Source organism: Roseburia sp. AF20-18LB, assembly GCF_003461185.1.
Taxonomy (GTDB): domain Bacteria; phylum Bacillota; class Clostridia; order Lachnospirales; family Lachnospiraceae; genus Roseburia_C; species Roseburia_C amylophila.
Genome location: NZ_QTWP01000009.1, coordinates 19,682 through 38,886 on the forward strand (window position 1 = coordinate 19,682; position 19,205 = coordinate 38,886).

At 41.8% G+C, this 19,205-nt stretch carries 17 protein-coding genes; 16 read left to right on the forward strand and 1 reads right to left on the reverse strand.

Going from position 1 to position 19,205, the window contains the following annotated elements; genetic code table 11:
- Positions 1 to 149 precede the first annotated feature (149 nt).
- The 4 genes from DWX65_RS13005 to DWX65_RS13020 are packed head-to-tail and all read left to right on the forward strand — an operon-like array spanning position 150 to position 5,105.
- Positions 150 to 1,541 carry an efflux RND transporter periplasmic adaptor subunit gene (locus DWX65_RS13005; RefSeq protein ID WP_117697557.1) on the forward strand — a complete coding sequence of 464 codons (1,392 nt, stop codon included), beginning with the start codon at positions 150 to 152 and terminating at the stop codon, positions 1,539 to 1,541.
- On the forward strand, positions 1,538 to 2,224 hold the full coding sequence (locus DWX65_RS13010) for an ABC transporter ATP-binding protein (protein ID WP_117697558.1): 687 nt from the start codon (positions 1,538 to 1,540) through the stop codon (positions 2,222 to 2,224). The genes DWX65_RS13005 and DWX65_RS13010 overlap by 4 nt, the downstream gene beginning before the upstream one ends.
- Entirely contained in the window at positions 2,221 to 3,837 is a 1,617-nt protein-coding gene (locus DWX65_RS13015) for a biotin/lipoyl-binding protein (protein ID WP_117697560.1), read from the forward strand. Before DWX65_RS13010 ends, DWX65_RS13015 begins: the two co-directional genes overlap by 4 nt.
- 14 nt (positions 3,838 to 3,851) lie before the next feature.
- Positions 3,852 to 5,105 (forward strand): ABC transporter permease, encoded by a 1,254-nt coding sequence (locus DWX65_RS13020; protein WP_117697562.1) that lies wholly within the window; start codon positions 3,852 to 3,854, stop codon positions 5,103 to 5,105.
- Positions 5,106 to 5,181: 76 nt separating this feature from the next.
- Here the strand turns inward: DWX65_RS13020 and DWX65_RS13025 are convergent, their stop codons facing one another.
- Positions 5,182 to 5,418, reverse strand: a complete 237-nt coding sequence (locus DWX65_RS13025; protein ID WP_117697564.1) for a helix-turn-helix domain-containing protein — start codon at positions 5,416 to 5,418, stop codon at positions 5,182 to 5,184.
- Between the two features lie 219 nt (positions 5,419 to 5,637).
- Between DWX65_RS13025 and DWX65_RS13030 the strand changes: the two genes are divergently transcribed.
- The 12 genes from DWX65_RS13030 (at position 5,638) to DWX65_RS13085 (ending at position 19,040) form a co-directional block, all read left to right on the forward strand.
- Positions 5,638 to 6,102: a hypothetical protein gene (locus DWX65_RS13030; RefSeq protein ID WP_117697566.1), complete on the forward strand. Its 465-nt coding sequence runs from the start codon at positions 5,638 to 5,640 to the stop codon at positions 6,100 to 6,102.
- Between the two features lie 289 nt (positions 6,103 to 6,391).
- Positions 6,392 to 6,670, forward strand: a complete 279-nt coding sequence (locus DWX65_RS13035) for a type II toxin-antitoxin system Phd/YefM family antitoxin (RefSeq protein ID WP_022243932.1) — start codon at positions 6,392 to 6,394, stop codon at positions 6,668 to 6,670.
- Positions 6,671 to 6,675: 5 nt separating this feature from the next.
- Entirely contained in the window at positions 6,676 to 6,993 is a 318-nt protein-coding gene (locus DWX65_RS13040) for a type II toxin-antitoxin system RelE/ParE family toxin (protein WP_117697569.1), read from the forward strand.
- 434 nt (positions 6,994 to 7,427) lie between these two features.
- Positions 7,428 to 8,717, forward strand: a complete 1,290-nt coding sequence (gene serS / locus DWX65_RS13045; RefSeq protein WP_022243934.1) for a serine--tRNA ligase — start codon at positions 7,428 to 7,430, stop codon at positions 8,715 to 8,717.
- Positions 8,718 to 8,976: 259 nt separating this feature from the next.
- Positions 8,977 to 11,676, forward strand: coding sequence for an FAD-dependent oxidoreductase (locus DWX65_RS13050; protein ID WP_118173578.1), 2,700 nt, complete (start codon positions 8,977 to 8,979; stop codon positions 11,674 to 11,676).
- An 18-nt stretch (positions 11,677 to 11,694) separates the two neighbouring features.
- Positions 11,695 to 12,039: a hydrogenase maturation nickel metallochaperone HypA gene (locus DWX65_RS13055; protein WP_117697576.1), complete on the forward strand. Its 345-nt coding sequence runs from the start codon at positions 11,695 to 11,697 to the stop codon at positions 12,037 to 12,039.
- Positions 12,040 to 12,085: 46 nt separating this feature from the next.
- Positions 12,086 to 13,135: a DUF5692 family protein gene (locus DWX65_RS13060; RefSeq protein WP_117840600.1), complete on the forward strand. Its 1,050-nt coding sequence runs from the start codon at positions 12,086 to 12,088 to the stop codon at positions 13,133 to 13,135.
- A 21-nt stretch (positions 13,136 to 13,156) separates the two neighbouring features.
- Positions 13,157 to 13,819 carry a hydrogenase nickel incorporation protein HypB gene (hypB, locus tag DWX65_RS13065; protein WP_118173579.1) on the forward strand — a complete coding sequence of 221 codons (663 nt, stop codon included), beginning with the start codon at positions 13,157 to 13,159 and terminating at the stop codon, positions 13,817 to 13,819.
- Positions 13,820 to 14,173: 354 nt separating this feature from the next.
- Positions 14,174 to 15,415, forward strand: coding sequence for an ammonium transporter (locus DWX65_RS13070; RefSeq protein ID WP_118173580.1), 1,242 nt, complete (start codon positions 14,174 to 14,176; stop codon positions 15,413 to 15,415).
- 23 nt (positions 15,416 to 15,438) lie between these two features.
- Positions 15,439 to 15,795 (forward strand): P-II family nitrogen regulator, encoded by a 357-nt coding sequence (locus DWX65_RS13075; protein WP_022243940.1) that lies wholly within the window; start codon positions 15,439 to 15,441, stop codon positions 15,793 to 15,795.
- 114 nt (positions 15,796 to 15,909) lie between these two features.
- On the forward strand, positions 15,910 to 17,607 hold the full coding sequence (locus DWX65_RS13080) for a carbon starvation CstA family protein (RefSeq protein WP_117697582.1): 1,698 nt from the start codon (positions 15,910 to 15,912) through the stop codon (positions 17,605 to 17,607).
- A gap of 113 nt (positions 17,608 to 17,720) precedes the next feature.
- Positions 17,721 to 19,040 carry an aspartate kinase gene (locus tag DWX65_RS13085; protein WP_117697584.1) on the forward strand — a complete coding sequence of 440 codons (1,320 nt, stop codon included), beginning with the start codon at positions 17,721 to 17,723 and terminating at the stop codon, positions 19,038 to 19,040.
- The last annotated feature ends 165 nt before the right edge of the window (positions 19,041 to 19,205 follow it).

Genomic DNA, 19,205 nt, shown 5'->3' on the forward strand with positions numbered 1-19,205 from the left:
CTGTATTTCAGATAAGAAAATGATAAAATAGTCGTAAAGTATGAAAGCTTTACGGCTATTTTTTCGATTGTCAGGCATTCCTGAGAAACTGCCAACGGCAGCTTCTACAGGTAAAAGGCAGAAAAAAGGAATTATTCAGGAGGAGACAGATGAGCAAAAAGAAGGTAGGCATTATTATTGGAGTTATTGCAGCTGCAGTAGTTGCAGCCGGAGTAGGATTCTATTTCCTAAGAGGAAAGAGCAGTGGTGGAAATTCGGCAGACAAGGTATATGTAGAAAAAGTATCTGCAATCATGAACCAGTCAGCAGGAGTCAATAACCGTTACAGTGGTGTGGTAGAACCACAGGAGACCTTAGAGATAAATAAGGATTCCGAACGTAAGGTAAAGGAAGTATACGTTTCTGTTGGTGATGAAGTAGAAGAGGGAACCGTATTATTTTCCTATGATACAGAGGATTTGCAGATGCAGATAGACCAGGCAAAGCTTGAGATGGAAGGCATTGCAAATGACATTTCAAATTCAAATGCACAGATTGCAGAATTACAGAAAGAAAAAGCAAGTGCACCGGAAGACCAGCAGTTTGAATATACCACACAGATTCAGACTCTGCAGACTTCCATTAAGCAGTCAGAATATAACAAGAAAAGCAAACAGGCAGAGATTGACAAATACCAGAAATCCATCGACAACTCAGAAGTAACCAGTAAGATGGCTGGTGTTGTAAAAGAAATCAATGAAAACGGGGTGGATTCCAATGGAAATACTGTAGCATATATGAAAATATTAGCTACAGGCGAGTACCGTGTAAAGGGAACGATTGATGAGACTTCTGTAGGAACAATATCTGAGGGAACACCGGTTATTTTACGTTCCAGATTAGATGAGACGCAGACCTGGACAGGAAGTATTTCCAAGATTGATACTGAAAGCACGCAGACTGACAGTAATTCTTCTTATATGTATGATGGAAGCAGCTCCGGAGATTCTGCGTCCAAGTATTCATTCTATGTTACTTTGGACAGTACAGACGGACTGATGTTAGGACAGCATTTATATATAGAGCCGGATTACGGACAGGGCGAGGTTGAAGAAAAGGAAGGACTCTGGCTGTATGACTATTATATTGTGCAGGATGATGGAGACCCATATGTGTGGGCAGCAGATAAGAAGAACCGTCTGGAAAAACGTAAAGTGGAATTAGGCGAGCATGATGAAAATCTGGGTGAATATGAGATTAAATCCGGACTTTCTGAAGATGACCTGATTGCATTCCCGATGCAGGGACTGTATGAGGGTGTAGCTGCAGTTACCAATATGGAAGAAGTAGATTATTCTTCTCCGTTATACAATCAGGAATCTACAGATGATTCCGGTATGGATGAGGGAATGTATGATGAAGCCGGAACTGAATCTATGGATGAAGGCATGTATAATACTGACGGAACCGAATACATGGACGAAGGAATATATGATGAAGCCGGAACTGAATTAACAGATAGCGGCGAGTCAGGTGCGACAGATTCGGAGGTGGTTGAATGATTCTGAATCTGCAGCATATCTATAAAGATTACAATCAGGATAAACTGGTAGTTCCGGTATTGAAGGATGTATCTTTACAGGTAGAAGAAGGAGAATATGTTGCTATCATGGGACCGTCCGGTTCCGGAAAGACAACATTGATGAATATTATCGGATGTCTGGACAGACCGACTTCCGGAACCTATGAACTGGCAGAAAAGGATGTCTTAAACTTAAAAGACCGTGAGATGTCGGCTGTCCGACTGAACAGTATTGGATTTGTATTCCAGAGTTTTCAGCTGATGCCAAGGGAAAGTGCACTGGATAACGTATCACTTCCGCTGAGCTATGCCGGTGTAAAGAAGAAAGAACGGAAAGAAAGAGCACAGAAGGCATTGGAGCGTGTAGGCTTAGGAGACCGTTCCGGATTCCGCCCGACACAGCTTTCCGGTGGACAGAAGCAGAGAGTGGCAATTGCCCGTGCCATGGTAAATAATCCGAAGATTTTACTGGCGGATGAGCCGACCGGAGCATTGGACCAGAAATCCGGTAAACAGATTATGGAACTGTTCCAGAGCCTGAATGATGAGGGCGTTACCATTGTCATGATTACCCACGATATTAATATTGCAAAGCAGGCAAAGAGAATCCTCCATATAGTAGACGGAGAAATATTTACAGACGATGAGGAGGGCAAGGCATGAAAAAGAAAGTTATAATTGCAATTCTAATCGTAGTTTTAACCGGAGGTGGAATCACCGGAGGAGTAGTAGGATACCGGGCATACCAGAACAGTAAGCTGGTAGCAGAGGTACAGTCAGTATCCATGTTAAATACCGGTTTCTGGGGTGACAGCATGGAAAGTGACGGAACCGTGACCAATGGACAGCAGCAGGATGTTTATGTCAGCACAGAGCAGACCGTTCAGAAAGTATTTGTAACAGAAGGACAGGAAGTATCCGAAGGTGACCCACTGTTACAGTATGATATGACCAATATTGACCTTGCAATTGAGATGAAGAAATTAGACATCCAGACGACCGAAAATAATATTGCTGTAGCACAGAAGGAATTGGAAAAGCTTAAAAATACCAAGCCGGTCAGCAATACCACAACAAGTACACCGTCTGTAGACAGTGTGACACCATCAGCACCGGAAACACCATCTACGGATACTTCTGTAACCACACCGGATACGGTAGAAGAGAAGAACGGAGATGCCTATAATTATATTTCAACAACGGCGCAGCCATATACCGGAGATGGAAGCCAGGAGAATCCATACCGCTTCTTATGTACAAAGGAAGCATATGTCTATGGAAGCTATCTGAATACATTGAAAAGTGAGGGGAAGGTTGCGGTATTTGAAATTCATGACGGAAATACCGTAGCCGGAACCTTAATCAGTGCATGGACAAAAGTCGGTGCAGCTTTAGAGGAAGCAGACCCGGATGCAAAATGGTATGTTATTGATGGAAGTAAAGTAATTAATGAGCCGGATATCCCGGATACCCCGGTCGAACCGGTTGTACCGGATACACCATCTGTACCGGATGATAACCAGCAGAGCGGATATACGGCAGATGAACTGGCAAAAGAGATTGCGGATAAAGAAAAAGAACTGACTAAGCTTGATCTGGATAAAAGAAAAGCGGAGCTTGCGTTGAAACAGATGGAAAGCCAGTCAGAAGATGGAATGGTTTATGCTGAGTTTAATGGTACCGTAAAGAAAGCAGGAGATCCGGATAATCTTCCAAATGATGGAAGTGCATTTTTGACACTTTCCGGTTCGGATGGTCTATATGTAAAAGGAATACTAAATGAGCTTGCATTGGAACAGGTGAAGGTGGGACAGAGTGTTACAGCAACCTCCTGGAGCACCGGAATGGTATTCGATGCAACGATAACAGAGATTAATGATTACCCGGAAGATGCAAATGGATATTATGGCAGTGGTAATCCAAATGCCTCCTATTATGGTTATACTGCATATATTGAAGACAGTACCGGACTTAGCAATGGAGATAACTTAAGCCTTTCCATCAATCTTGGCGGAGATGAAGATGCTTCTGATAAGATTTATCTGGATAAAGCGTATGTGCGTAAGGAAGATGGTAAGAGCTATGTCATGAAGGATGATGGAACCGGTCATCTGGTAAAGCAGTATGTGAAGACAGGAAAGACCATATACGGATATGCAGTAGAAATCAAATCCGGAGTTACAATGGATGATTATCTTGCTTTTCCATATGGCAAGACAGCAAAAGAAGGAGTCAAAACCAATAAGGATGAAGATTCCGGAACTGAAATGTATTAGTAGGAGGGACGAACATGTTAGAAAATTTAAGATTATCTTTTCAGGGTATCTGGTCACACAAGATGCGTTCCTTCTTAACTATGCTGGGTATTATTATTGGTATTGCAGCAATTATTGCAATTGTATCTACGATTAAAGGAACGAATGAACAGATTGAGCAGAACCTGATTGGCGCAGGCGATAACAATGTTACAGTGCAGTTGTATCAGGGAGATTATTCCATGGATTTTTCCTATGGAAGTGTACCGGGTGGAATTCCGGTAATTACAAATGAAGCACTGGAGCAGATTAAAGATCTGGATGAAGTAGAGGATGCATCTTTATTCCTTTCCAGACAGGATTATGATGGAGCATACTATAAAAATACTTCTCTTTCCGGCGGTTATATTATGGGAGTAGACAATGGCTACTTTAATACTGCGGGAATGATTATGAAGAGCGGGCGCTGCTTTACCGAAGAGGACTACAGTGATTTTGCAAAGGTCGCAATCTTAGATGAAGATTCTGCAGAAGCATTATTTCAGGGCGAGAATCCAATTGGAAAGACCATTGAGATTAAGCAGCAGCCATATATTGTTGTAGGAATTGCAACCAAGAGCGAGCAGTTCGAACCGGTTATCAATTCCATGGATGATTATTATACTTATTCCCAGGACAGCAGTGGTAAGATTTATGTACCATCTGTAACCTGGCCGATTATCTATCGTTATGACGAACCACAGCAGGTTCTCATTAAAGCAAAGAGCACCAGCGATATGACCAATGCAGGAAAGAAGAGTGCCGATATTTTAAATGGCTATCTTGCAACATCGGATGATACCATTAAGTACAAATCCGAAGACTTACTGGAGCAGGCAAAACAAATTCAGCAGTTGAGCCAGTCCACCAATACCATGTTAATCTGGATTGCCGGAATTTCCCTTCTGGTTGGCGGTATCGGTGTAATGAATATCATGCTGGTATCCGTAACGGAGCGTACCAGTGAGATTGGTCTGAAGAAAGCAATCGGAGCAAGAAAGTCTGTTATCTTAGGACAGTTCTTAACCGAGGCAGCAGTACTTACCAGTTTAGGCGGATTGATTGGAGTTCTGGTGGGAATCATATTAGCTGAGATTATCTCAAAACTTAGTACCACACCGGTTGCCATCAGTGCACCGGCAGCCGTAGGCGGCGTGGTATTCTCCATGATTATCGGAATTATTTTCGGTCTTCTGCCATCCTATAAGGCAGCAAACTTAGACCCAATCGAGGCATTGCGTCACGAGTAAAAAATAGAAAAATGTAGACCTATAGGACAAGATGTAAAAAAGAGAGGAAAATTCAGAAGATGAAATTTCCTCTCTTTTATGTTGCATTTTTATGGCGTAAATGGGCTGTTTTTATATCAGAAAGACCAAGAAAATAATCGGAAGAAACACTATAGTAATGGCAGAGCTTCAGAAGATGGCGGATAGGAAGCTCATTAGCACCACGCTCATAGCGGGCGTACATGGTCTGGGAAGTTCCGAGAACGTCGGCAATTTCCTGCTGGGTTTTGTCATGGTCTTCGCGTAAATTACGCATTCGCTGTATATAATCCATATAATCTCCAAATCTAAAAATAAATCCGGAATTTTTCAAAAATAAATTTATATAATTCTCAAAAAATCCAGAATATATCCTAAAAATAATATGTCTTGCAGAGGACTTTTTTAATTTATCATAATAAAGATGTTTACTATTGATTTTAGTAAATATATGTACTAAAATAGAGAGCAGTTCAAATGATAACAGGAAGATAAAAAGGAAAGGCGGACATTTATGAAAAACAGAAAGATTTCAACAGCAATAGCGGAAAAAGTTATGACAGGAGTATTAACGATACTTATGGCAATATCAGTTACAGCCTGTGGCAGCACGAAAGAGCAGGCAAATCCAGCCGCCACAGAAGTGACCGAAGCAGTTGTCACAACTGAGACAGAGAGCGAGACAGCAACGGAGGCAAAGGTAGAAAATGAGATCGTGACAGAGACCGAGGCAGTGACGGAGACAGAAACAGAGGAGCCGGTGCTGTTTCGGGTGAAGGTTACGAATTCAAATGGAGCATATTTAACAGACCAGCCAAGCAGTGAAGTATATAGTGAATACTTTTTGGTGGAAAATGGAACAGAGTTTGATGTATTAGAAGTTTTTGAAAATGATACAGAGGCGGCTACCTTTTATGGGGTTGATTGGAATGGACATAGAGAGTTTTTGTGGGATAAAGATGTCACCGTTATCGACTAACCATACATTCATCACATTTTTCAGTAACACAGTATTTTAGATATAAAGAACTGCAAAAATTTTGTTAAAAGAAAAATCGCTTAGACCGTGAATGTGCCAAGGCACATTCTTTTTCCAGAAATGAACATGGATATAGTAAAAAGTAACAAAAATTCCTTCCGAATTTTGTTATGGGTTTTATGGTTTTACGATGGTTTACGATGGTTTACGATGGTTTACGAATGGAAAACTTGATAACATAGTCAAATTATGATATGATGTGACTATAATATAGGCGGAGGTGTTTTTTATGCATGCATTACAGGAAACAATACGACCATCTGCAGATTTAAGAAATCATTATAGTGAAATTTCAAAACAATGCAGAGAAGAAAATGAAGCGGTTATAATCACAGTAAACGGTCGTGGTGATACAGTCTCTCTTTCGTATGAGGAATATAAAAGAATGAAGTCAAGAATAGAACTTTTGGAAATTCTTACAGAAGCGGAAGATGATGTAAAGAATGGTAGAGTAGCACCGGTTCGTGAAACATTTGATGATTTAAGACAAATGCTTGGGGAGGAATAGAATTATTGAAATATGAAGTTGTTCGTACAGAAACGGCAGATGCGCAGATTAGAAAAATCGTATTGTATATAGCCGAAAATTTTGGTAATAAGGTTGCACTGGAAAAATTAGAAGAACTGGAACAGAATATTCTTGATTTGGCGGTTCATCCATTAAAGGGGGGAGAACCGCATTATCTTGTATTGAAAAGACAAGGGTATCGGGTGTTGATATTGGAAAAAAATCTGGTTTTCTATAAGATAAATGAAGAAAATAAAAGAGTTATAATCTATGCTGTTGTTGACCAACGCCAGGATTACTTAAATATAATTAGAGGATTGTAGAATCCTCTTGCGTAAATCCACTCCCCGCGCTATAATAGGAAACAGAGTAAAAACAGCGTTTGACGAAAGCTAAGATTGACGGAATAATTCAGAGAGCCGGCGGCTGGTGTGAGCCGGTATTAGGAAGCAATTGGTCCACTTTCGGAGGCTGGTGGTGAAAGCCACGGGTTCGTACCCCTTATGATACGCAATGAAGTGGTCGCAGGCAAAGAAGAGAAGACGTAAATGTGATGCGGCAAAATGGGTGGCAACGCGGAACGGTAGATAGGCCTTTCGTCCCATGTATGAAAATGCATGGGATGGAAGGCATTTTTTATGCGAGTAGCGAGAAAAATCGCATGCTTGCATGCAGATTTGGCGAGCACCGCATGCTTACGAATCAATCCTATAAAATTTTTAAAAAAAGCACATGATATCAAAGAAGGAGAACAAAGATGATTGATTTAAAATTCTTACGGGAAAATCCGGACATCGTAAAAGAGAACATTAAGAAGAAATTCCAGGATCACAAATTGCCACTGGTAGACGAGGTAATTGAGTTAGATGAGCAGGCAAGAAGTGCACAGCAGGAAGCAGATGCATTACGTGCAAACCGTAACAGTATTTCCAAGCAGATTGGTGCATTGATGGGACAGGGCAAGAAAGACGAAGCTATGGCATTAAAAGAGCAGGTAAGCAAAGATGCAGCCCGCCTTGCAGAGTTAGAAGAGCAGGAAAAAGATTTACAGGAAAAGATTACCAGGATTATGATGACAATTCCAAACATCATAGACCCATCCGTTCCGATTGGAAAAGATGATTCCTGTAACGTAGAAATTGAAAAATTTGGTGAGCCGGTTGTTCCGGATTTTGAAATCCCATATCATACCGATATCATGGATCGTTTCCATGGTATTGATTTGGACGCAGCAGGAAAAGTTGCGGGAAATGGCTTCTACTATCTGATGGGAGACATTGCAAGAGTACATTCTGCAGTTATTTCTTATGCAAGAGATTTTATGATTGACCGTGGATTCACATACTGTGTACCACCATTTATGATTCGGAGCAATGTTGTAACCGGTGTTATGAGTTTTGATGAAATGGATGCCATGATGTATAAAATCGAAGGCGAGGATTTGTATCTGATTGGTACTTCTGAGCATTCCATGATTGGTAAATTCATTGATACCATCAATGATGAAGAAAAACTTCCATATACTCTGACCAGCTACTCTCCATGTTTCCGTAAAGAAAAAGGAGCACATGGTATTGAAGAACGTGGTGTATATCGTATCCACCAGTTTGAGAAGCAGGAAATGATTGTTGTATGTAAGCCGGAAGAGTCCAAAGAGTGGTATGACAAGCTCTGGAAGAATACCGTAGATTTGTTCCGCAGCTTAGATATTCCGGTACGTACCCTTGAGTGCTGTTCCGGAGACTTAGCAGACTTGAAAGTGAAATCCTGTGACGTAGAAGCATGGTCTCCACGTCAGAAGAAATACTTCGAAGTAGGAAGCTGCTCTAACTTAGGCGATGCACAGGCAAGAAGACTGAAAATCCGTGTCAAAGGCAAGGATGGAAATAAATATTTCGCACATACCTTAAATAATACTGTAGTTGCACCACCTCGTATGCTGATTGCGTTCTTAGAGAACAACCTCAATGCGGACGGAAGCGTAAATATTCCAAAGGCATTGCAGCCATATATGGGTGGAAAAGAAAAACTGATTCCACTGGATTAATAGAAAATAAGAATTTTGGAACCTGATTTTAGAAAATGAGTTTCAAACAGTGAGAAAATCAAAAGAAACAGGAAACTGTGTTTTGTGTATAAAATTCACAAGACACAGTTTCTTTTTTATGAAGAACTATTGTGAAAAGTGTGATAATTATTGATAAAAATAACCGGATATTGTATAATATATACAAATACTGTGATGAATCACGACAAAAAACAACCTGTGAGGGGAGCAATACAGGTATCATACAAAGGAGGGGCACATGGCAGAACCAAGAGAATTGATTCTGAAACTCGGTCAGAAAATTACAGACCGAATCGGAGTGAAAGTTACGGAAAATGACCCGGAATACTGGGGCTTGGCAAGTGTAGTGACGGATGAGATGGCAGAAGTTGCACTGGCAATGAAAGTCAGAGTACCGGCTACCGCAGCAGAAGTAGCAAAGAAATGTAAGAAGAGCGTAGAGCGGACCGAAGAACTCTTAGAAGAAATGAGTGTCATCGGAGTCATTGAGTACAACCGGGAAAATGAAGACCATCATAAGCAGTACATACTGCCAATGTTTGTTCCGGGCTGTGCAGAATTCATGGTAATGAATAAAGAGCAGGTGGAAACACATCCGGAGATTGCAGATTTCTTTGAACAGATGTCAAAACTTCCGCTGGAGAAAGTTACACCTATGGTTCCGCTGGGTGGAGCAGGAATCGGAATGCATGTTATTCCGGTAGAAAAAGCAATCCCGGCAAACCAGCAGTCGGCAAGCGTGGAGCATATTTCCCACTGGCTCAATAAATATGATAAATATTCCGTTGGTGCATGTTCCTGCAGACGTCAGCAGCGAATCCGTGGGGAGGGAACCGGAGACTTAGAGGATGATTTATGTATTGGTGTCGGTGATATGGCAGATTACTGTGTAGAGACTGGAAAGGGCCGTTACATTGATTATGATGAAGTAATGGAGATTCTGCAGCGAGCAGAGGATAATGGCTATGTCCATCAGATTACGAACATTGATGGAGAAGATAAAATCTTTGCAATCTGTAACTGTGCAGTCGGTGTATGTAATGCATTGCGTACATCCCAGCTTTTCAACACACCAAATATGTCACGCTCCGCATACCGTGCCAGTGTAGAGCCGGAGAAATGTGTAGCCTGCGGAAGATGTGTAGAGTACTGTCCGGCTGGTGCAGCAAAGCTTGGACAGAAACTATGTACCAGAGATGGCGGACATATCACTTATCCACAGCAGGAACTTCCGGATACCACCAAGTGGGGACCGGAAAAATGGAATCCAAATTACAGGGATGATAACCAGATTAACTGTTATGACACCGGTACCGCACCATGTAAGACAGCATGTCCGGCACATCTTCCGGTACAGGGCTATATTAAGATGGCATCCCAGGGAAGATATCTGGATGCATTGAAGCTGATTAAGACGGAGAATCCGTTCCCGGCAGTATGTGGAGCAATCTGTAACCGCCGCTGCGAAGATGCATGTACCAGGGGAACCATTGACCAGGCAGTAGCTATTGATGAAATCAAGAAATTCATTGCGGAACAGGAGCTCCATGCAGAGAAGCGTTATATTCCACCAATGTTGAATTATTCTGGAAAGCCTTTTGAGGAGAAGGTAGCAGTAATCGGAGCAGGACCGGCAGGAATGTCAGCCGCATTCTATTTAAAGAAAATGGGTTATCCGGTTACTGTATTTGAAAAAGAAAAAAGACCGGGTGGTATGCTGATGAACGGTATTCCATCTTTCCGTCTGGAAAAAGATGTGATCAATGCAGAAATCGATGTGCTGCGCGAGATGGGGGTAGAATTCAAGTGCGGCATAGAAGTTGGCGAGGACATCACCATAACACAGCTGCGTGAACAGGGGTATAAAGCATTTTACATAGCAATTGGTGCACAGGGCGGACGTATGACCGGAGTACCGGGAGAAGATGCCGTAGGCGTAGAAACCGGAGTAGACTTCTTGCGTCGTGTCAATTTAAATGAAGAAGGCGTGAAATTATCTGGCAAGACCGTAGTAATCGGTGGAGGAAATGTAGCAGTAGACGTTGCAAGAACCGCACTTCGTACCGGATCTTCCGATGTATCCATGTTCTGTCTGGAATCAAGAGATATTATGCCGGCAGCCGATGATGAGGTGGCAGAGGCAGAAGAAGAGGGCATTGTGGTAAATAATTCCTGGGGACCAAAGGAAATCCTTACCGAGAATGGCAAAGTGACCGCAGTGGTATTCAAAAAATGTATCGCTGTACTGGATGAGAATAAACGGTTTTCACCAAAATATGACGAAGAAGAATTATTAACGGTTCCTTGTGACCAGGTATTATTATCCATTGGACAGTCTATTAAGTGGGGGGCTTTATTAGAAGGAAGCAAAGTGGAATTTAATCCGAACGGAACCTTAAAGGCAGATCCGGTAACATATCAGACCGCAGAGCCGGATATTTTTACCGGTGGAGATAACTATACCGGACCAAGATTTGCTATTGATGCTATTGCAGCAGGAAAAGAAGGCTGTGTATCTATTCACCGTTTTGTCCATGAAGGACAGAGCCTTACTTTGGGACGTAACAGAAGACAGTTCATTGAACTGGATAAAGACAATATTAAAGTTGAGACCTTTGACAATGCAAAACGTCAGGTGCCGGGACATAAGGCTGGAGATGCAAAGCATACTTTCCGTGATTTACGAAGCACCTTTACCGAGGAGCAGGTACAGAAAGAAGCAAACCGCTGCTTAGGCTGTGGTGCTACCGTAGTAGACCCGAATAAGTGTATCGGCTGCGGAATCTGTACAACGAAGTGCGAATTTGATGCCATCCACTTAAGCCGTGACCTGCCGGATGCAAGCCGCATGGTAAAATCAGAAGACAAGTTAAAGGCAATCTTCCCATATATGTTAAAGCGTGAGATTAAGATTAAATTCAAAGGCAGGAAGAAATAAAAAGCAGGATGTGAGTGTATGCATGAACTGGGAATTATCATTCATATTTCCAAAACATTAAAGGAAGTAGCAGAAGAAAATGAAGTGACGAAGATAGGTTCTGTTACTTTGGAAATTGGAGAAGTCAGCGGAATTGTCCCGGAATACCTTTTAGACTGCTGGGACTATTACCGGAAGAAATCGGACCTGTTATCGGAATCGGAATTGCGTATCGAGACGCTTCCGGCGGTAACCATGTGCGAGAATTGCAAAAAGACTTATCCGACTGTAAAATTCGGCAGACAATGTCCGTACTGTAAGAGTGATGACACCTATCTGCTGACGGGAAATGAATGCAGTATCAAAGAAATGGAGGCCTGCTGAGGCAGGCTTTCCAATAAATAATTTACCAAAGAAAGAAGGGGTTAAAATGTTGTTTCATGTTTATGGAGGAAATGGAATTTATCAGTGGATTGCCATGCTGGCAGTCTTAGCCGGACTTATTTTATTAAATGAGTTTGCAAGAAGAACCAAGTTTGGTGGACTTATGATGTTTGGAATTATTCCGCTGGCACTTACCGTTTACTTTGTTGTAATTGCAGTATGCGCAGGACAGGGCGTAGAATGGGCCGTAAATAACCAGACACATCTTTATATGAATGGATGGTTCCATTACGCAAAACTGTATGCAGCACTTGCCGGATGTATCGGCTTTATGATGATTAAGTATGAATGGGGTATTGGAAAGAAACAGTGGTTCCGTGCATTCCCATTTGTAATCGTAGCAATTAATATTTTGATTGCAGTAGCCAGCGATTTCGAATCCGCAATCAACGGCTGGTATTCCTGGTGGTTATCTTCCGAAGATGTATGGCTCTATGGTGGCTGGCACAACGTAATGAACGGAATCGCAGGAATCTTAAATATCCTTTGCATGACAGGCTGGTGGAAAGTATATTCCTCCAAAGACAAGAAAGATATGATCTGGCCGGATATGATCTGGGTTTACATTGTAGTATATGATATCTGGAACTTCGCTTATACCTACAATTGTCTGCCAACCCACTCCTGGTTCTGTGGTGTAGCACTGCTTTTAGCACCTACTATTGCAGCATTAATCTGGAACAAGGGTGGCTGGATTATGAACCGTGCAAATACACTGGCAATCTGGTGTATGTTTGCACAGATTTTTCCACTGTTTCAGGAGACTGCTGCCGATGGAACAACCTATTATCCATGGGCAACCATTTCCAGACAGTATGCAGACGGAACGGTAAATGGCATTGTAGCAGGAACTTCGAACAATGCAGATCCGACCGCAATGACAATCGTCAGCGCACTGGCACTGATTGTAAATGCCATTGCTTTAGGATACATCATTTACAAATCTGTAAAGAATAAGAAGAATCCGTATACCAACGAAGTATTTACAGACTTCAAGTATTATAAAGATGCACTGGCAAGAGCAGATGTAAAATAGGGTATAATTGAGGAACTGGAAATGAAAGTAATTGAAGTAAAAAGAAGTATATTTGAAAATAATGATAAGGATGCTGCCAGCTTAAGAGAACAGTTAAAGGGAGAGAAAACATTTCTCTTAAATCTGATGTCTTCACCGGGAAGTGGTAAGACTTCTACCCTGGTGCCAACGGTCAATGAACTATTAAAGGACTACCGGGTAGGAGTCATGGAAGCGGATATTGATTCCGATGTAGATGCATGGACGATTGCTGATAAGACAGCAGCAAAGGTTGTACAGCTTCATACCGGCGGTATGTGCCATCTGGATGCAGACATGACCAGACAGGGCTTGAAGGAGCTTGGCACTGAGGATGTAGATATTGCTATCCTTGAAAATGTGGGGAACCTTGTCTGCCCGGCAGAATTTGATACCGGAGCAGTGAAGAATGCAATGATTTTGTCCGTACCGGAAGGACACGACAAGCCATTGAAATATCCATTAATCTTTACCGTATGCGATGCACTTATTATCAATAAAATTGATGTGCTGCCATATTTTGACTTTGATATGGATAAGGTAAAGGAGTATGCATGGAAACGGAATCCGAATCTTAAGATATTCCCAATCTCCGCAAAGACCGGAGAGGGAATGGAAGCATGGTACTCCTGGCTGAAAGAAGAGGCAGATAAATGGATGAAATAAAGTATCCTTTTGGGTGAGAAAACAGCCGGAAACATCACAAAAAAACTAGCAAAAGAACAAAAAATAATTAATTGATTAAAAAATGCCCTTGCAATAGGGATAGAAAAGTGCTATAGTCCTAGCTGTAGACGAAGATGTCAAAAACACGAAAACGTGTTTTTGGCATCTTTTTTTACTTTACAGGAAATTGTTTTCCTGTAAAGTAAAAAACGCTCCGCGAGGATGCACACTGCGGCGTATAAGGTAGATATCGCAAGCGACCGCCGCAGGCACGAGAATGTGCCAAGGCACATGCTTTGCTCCGTGCGCTACTCGCATAAAGAGTTTCTCAAGTGAAAAGAAGGAGGATTAGATATGAATACTGGAGATACAGCCTTTATGCTGATTGCAACAGCACTTGTGTTTTTTATGACACCGGGACTTGCATTTTTCTATGGAGGTCTTGTACGAAGAAAGAATGTATGTAACACGATGATGGCATGTGTGGCAATCATGGGATTGTCGGTAGTGCTTTGGACACTGTTTGGTTATTCCCTTGCATTTGGTGGCAATCACGGAGGTATCATCGGAGATTTCCGTTGGATAGCCTTGAATGGTGTAGGCTGGGAGACAGGACCTTATGCAGATACCATTCCACATCTTGTATTCTGTGCATTCCAGATGATGTTTGCCATGATTACACCGGCACTGATTACCGGTTCCTTAGTAGGAAGAATGAAGTTTAAGGCACTGTTTCTCTTTGTAACACTATGGTCCTTTGTTGTATATTATCCACTGGCACATATGGTCTGGGGAGAAGGCGGACTTTTAGCAGCCATTGGCTCTGTTGACTTCGCAGGAGGAGATGTGGTACATATCAGTTCCGGAATCAGCGCGCTGGTTCTGGCAATCATACTTGGAAGAAGACGTGGCTATGAGCAGGTTACTTATCGTATTCATAATATTCCGTTTGTTGTATTGGGAGCATCCCTTTTATGGTTTGGCTGGTTTGGATTTAATGCAGGAAGTGCACTGGCAGCCGATGGACTGGCAGCCCATGCATTTATGACATCTGCAATTTCTGCAGCAGCAGCCTTATTATCCTGGATGTTTATTGATGTTGTAAAAGAAGGAAAGCCAACCCTGGTAGGCGCATCCACCGGACTTGTAGTAGGACTTGTGGCAATTACACCGGGTGCAGGATTTGTTCCAATCTGGTCAGCATTTATTATCGGAGCTTTGGTCAGCCCGATTTGTTACTTCGGAGTTGCACTTATTAAGAAAAAACTGAAAATTGATGATGCGCTGGATGCATTTGGATGCCATGGAATCGGCGGTATCTGGGGTGGAATTGCTACCGGAATTTTTGCACAGAAATCCATTAACAGTACTGCAAAATGGGATGGACTGGTGTTTGGAGATTACCGTCTTTTCCTGGCACAGCTGGAAGGAATTTTAATTACCATTGTAATTGCAGTGGTTGGTACCCTGTTTTGTGTAGCAGTGGTAAGAATCTTTACTCCGCTTCGTGTGAGCTTAAAAGAAGAACAGCTTGGACTGGATGTAACACAGCATGGAGAAAATGCTTACCCAAGCTTCAACGGATTAGACCAGTAGGATAGAAAAGGAGATAATCAGATATGATGATTAAAATAGATGCAATTGTGCGGGAAGAAAAATTCGAAGATGTAAAAGCAGCATTAAATGCCATCGGAGTCAACGGTATTACGGTATCGCAGGTTATGGGCTGTGGTGTGCAGAGAGGATATAAGGAAATCGTCCGGGGCATGGAAGTGGCAGTGCAGATGCTTCCGAAAATCAAATTTGAAATCGTAGTATCTTCCGAAGAATGGGAACAAAAGACCATCGAAGCCATTCAGAAGGCAGCCTTTACCGGAGAAGTCGGCGATGGCAAAATCTTCAGCTATGAGATTCGCTCCGCCCAGAAAATCCGTACCGGAGAGACCGGCTATGACGCATTACAGAGCAACGATTAAAGGAAGGATAGATTAAAAAAGTAACACAAAATTGATTAAATTTAGACCTTGACATTAAATTTAAAAGGGAGTAAAAACAATAATTAAATAATTCATATGAGGAGGAATTTGAAAATGAATGGTTTAGTTATTGTATTAATAGCCATCGTATTGTTGGCTGCCGGTTATTTACTTTATGGACGCTGGCTGGCTAAGAAATGGGGAATCGACCCGAAAGCTGAAACCCCTGCAGTAAAATATGAAGACGGAGAGGACTTTGTTCCTTCATCCAGATTTACCGTATTCTCACATCAGTTCTCATCTATCGCTGGTGCAGGCCCTGTAACGGGACCAATCCTTGCCAGTGTGTTCGGATGGGTACCTGTATTCTTATGGATAGTAGTTGGTGGATTGTTCTTCGGAGCAGTACAGGACTTCGGTGCTCTGTACGCATCAGTTAAGAATGAGGGAAAATCCATGGGTATGATTATTGAAAAGTACATCGGTAAGATGGGAAGAAAACTTTTCATGTTATTCTGCTGGTTATTTACCCTTCTGGTAATCGCAGCATTTACAGATATGGTTGCCGGAACCTTCAATGCATATCCGGCAGGTGATGGTAATGCTGTATATGCTAATGGTGCAGCAGCAACCGTTTCCATGTTATTTATTGGTGTTGCAGTTATCCTTGGTATTATCTTAAAGAAAGCACCAAAGATGAACGAAATCGTAAAAGGTATCGTTGCAATTGCATTAATCGTAGTAATGTTTGCAGTAGGTATGAAACTTCCAATCTATACCAATAAGACCATGTGGATCTACATTATCATGATTTACTTATTCTTAGCATCGGTACTTCCAATGTGGCTTTTGATGCAGCCAAGAGATTATATGACAACCTTTATGCTTCTTGGTATGATTATCGGCGCAGTTGTTGGTGTAGTAGTTGCACATCCTGCAATGCAGTTAAATGCATTTAACGGATTCGTTTTAACCGGAGCAGACGGAAGCAAATCCTATCTGTTCCCGACCTTATTTGTAACCATTGCCTGCGGTGCTGTTTCCGGATTCCACAGTCTGGTATCTTCTGAGACATCATCTAAGACCATCCGCAATGAAAAAGATATGCCTATGGTTGGTTATGGTGCAATGGTAGTAGAGTCATTACTTGGAATTATCGTATTGGTCGTTGTTGGTGCAGTAGCTGTAAATGGTACAAAACCAGATGGAACACCATTTGCAATCTTCTCATCCGGTGTTGCAGGCTTCCTTGAGATGTTAGGGGTACCAAATGATGTGGCAACTGTATTTATGACCATGTGTGTATCTGCATTAGCACTTACTTCACTGGATTCTGTAGCACGTATCGGAAGAATGTCCTTTCAGGAATTATTCTATGAGGATACAACAGACCCTGCAAAAATGGGTGGTGTCCGCAGAGTATTAACCAATAAATATTTCGCAACAATCGTAACCTTATTCTTTGGATACTTATTAACACTGGGCGGATACAACAATGTATGGCCGCTGTTTGGTTCTGCAAACCAGTTACTTGCAGCACTTGTTCTGATTGCACTGGCTGTATTCTTAAAGACTACCGGACGTACTGGCTGGACACTGTATGTACCAATGGTAAGCATGCTGGCAGTAACCTTTACTGCACTGGTTCAGAAATTCATTGCACTGGTAAGCAATGTAATGAATGGAACTGCAGTATTCTTAGTAGATGGTTTGCAGCTCGTTGTTGCAGTTCTTCTGATGGTATTAGGTGTTATGGTAGCAGCAAGCTGCTTTACCAAACTGTTAAAGACCAAAAAACAGGAAGAAGCATAAATTGAATAGAAATTAAATTGAAATTTTTAAATGGAAATTACATTTACTTCTTTTCAAATGGGGAAAAATAAGATACAATCTTGAGTTATGAGATAGTAAAGGAGCAAATGACGATGATTAAGGTAGTTAAATTTGGTGGAAGTTCACTTGCAAGTGCAACACAGTTTGCAAAAGTAGGCAGGATTATCACATCAGACCCGGAACGCCGCTATGTTGTACCAAGTGCACCGGGAAAACGAAATTCCAAAGATACCAAGGTAACAGATATGTTATATGCATGTTATGCTCTGGCGGAAAATGATGAGGATTTCGATAAGGAATTAAAAAAGATTGCAGAACGTTATGATTCCATTATTAACGGACTGAACTTAAAGCTTTCTCTGAAAGATGAGTTTGAAGTAATTGCGAAGAACTTTGCAGCCAAGGCAGGTTCTGATTATGCAGCTTCCAGAGGCGAATATTTAAATGGAATTGTAATGTCGAACTATTTAGGCTATGAATTTGTGGATGCGGCAGAAGTAATCTTCTTTGATAAAGATGGTAACTTTGATGCAGACAAGACAGATAAAGTGTTGAGCAAACGTCTTTCCAAGGTTGAACGTGCTGTAGTTCCTGGATTTTACGGTTCCATGCCGGACGGAAGTGTTAAGACCTTCTCCAGAGGAGGCTCTGATATTACTGGTTCTATTGTTGCAAAAGCAGTACATGCAACAGCATATGAGAACTGGACGGATGTTTCCGGTTTCCTGATTGCAGACCCAAGAATTATTGACAATCCGGAACCAATTAAAGTAATTACATACCGTGAGTTAAGAGAGCTTTCCTACATGGGAGCAAGCGTATTACATGAAGATGCAGTATTCCCGGTTCGTAAAGCCGGTATTCCAATCAACATCCGTAATACCAATGCACCGGAAGATGAGGGAACATGGATTGTGGAAACAACCTGTCACCAGTCCAAATATACCATTACCGGTATTGCCGGAAAGAAAGGCTTCGTATCTGTAAATATTGATAAAGATATGATGAATTCAGAAGTTGGTTTTGGACGTAAAGTGCTTTCTGCATTTGAAGAAAACGGTATTAATTTTGAACATATGCCATCTGGTATTGATACCATGACCGTATTTGTACATCAGCCGGAATTTGAAGGCAAGGAACAGGCAGTTGTATCTGCAATTCACCGCCTTGCAAAGCCGGACAGCGTAGAATTAGAGTCTAACATCGCCCTGATTGCAGTTGTAGGACGCGGTATGCGTTCCACCAGAGGAACATCCGGAAGAATCTTCTCAGCACTGGCACATGCAAATGTCAATGTAAAGATGATTGACCAGGGGTCATCTGAGTTAAATATTATCATCGGGGTAAGTAATTCTGATTTTGAAAATGCCATCAAAGCAATTTACGATATTTTCGTAACAACACAGTTATAAGAAACCTAAAGAAAATATATAAAGAAGATGTAGAAAAAGAGACCTGTTATTTTGCAGGTCTTTTTTTGCTTTACAGGAAATTGCTTTCCTGTAAAGTAAAAAATGCTCCGCGAGGATGCGCACTGCAGCGTATAAGGTAGATGTCGCAAGCGACCGTCGCAGGCA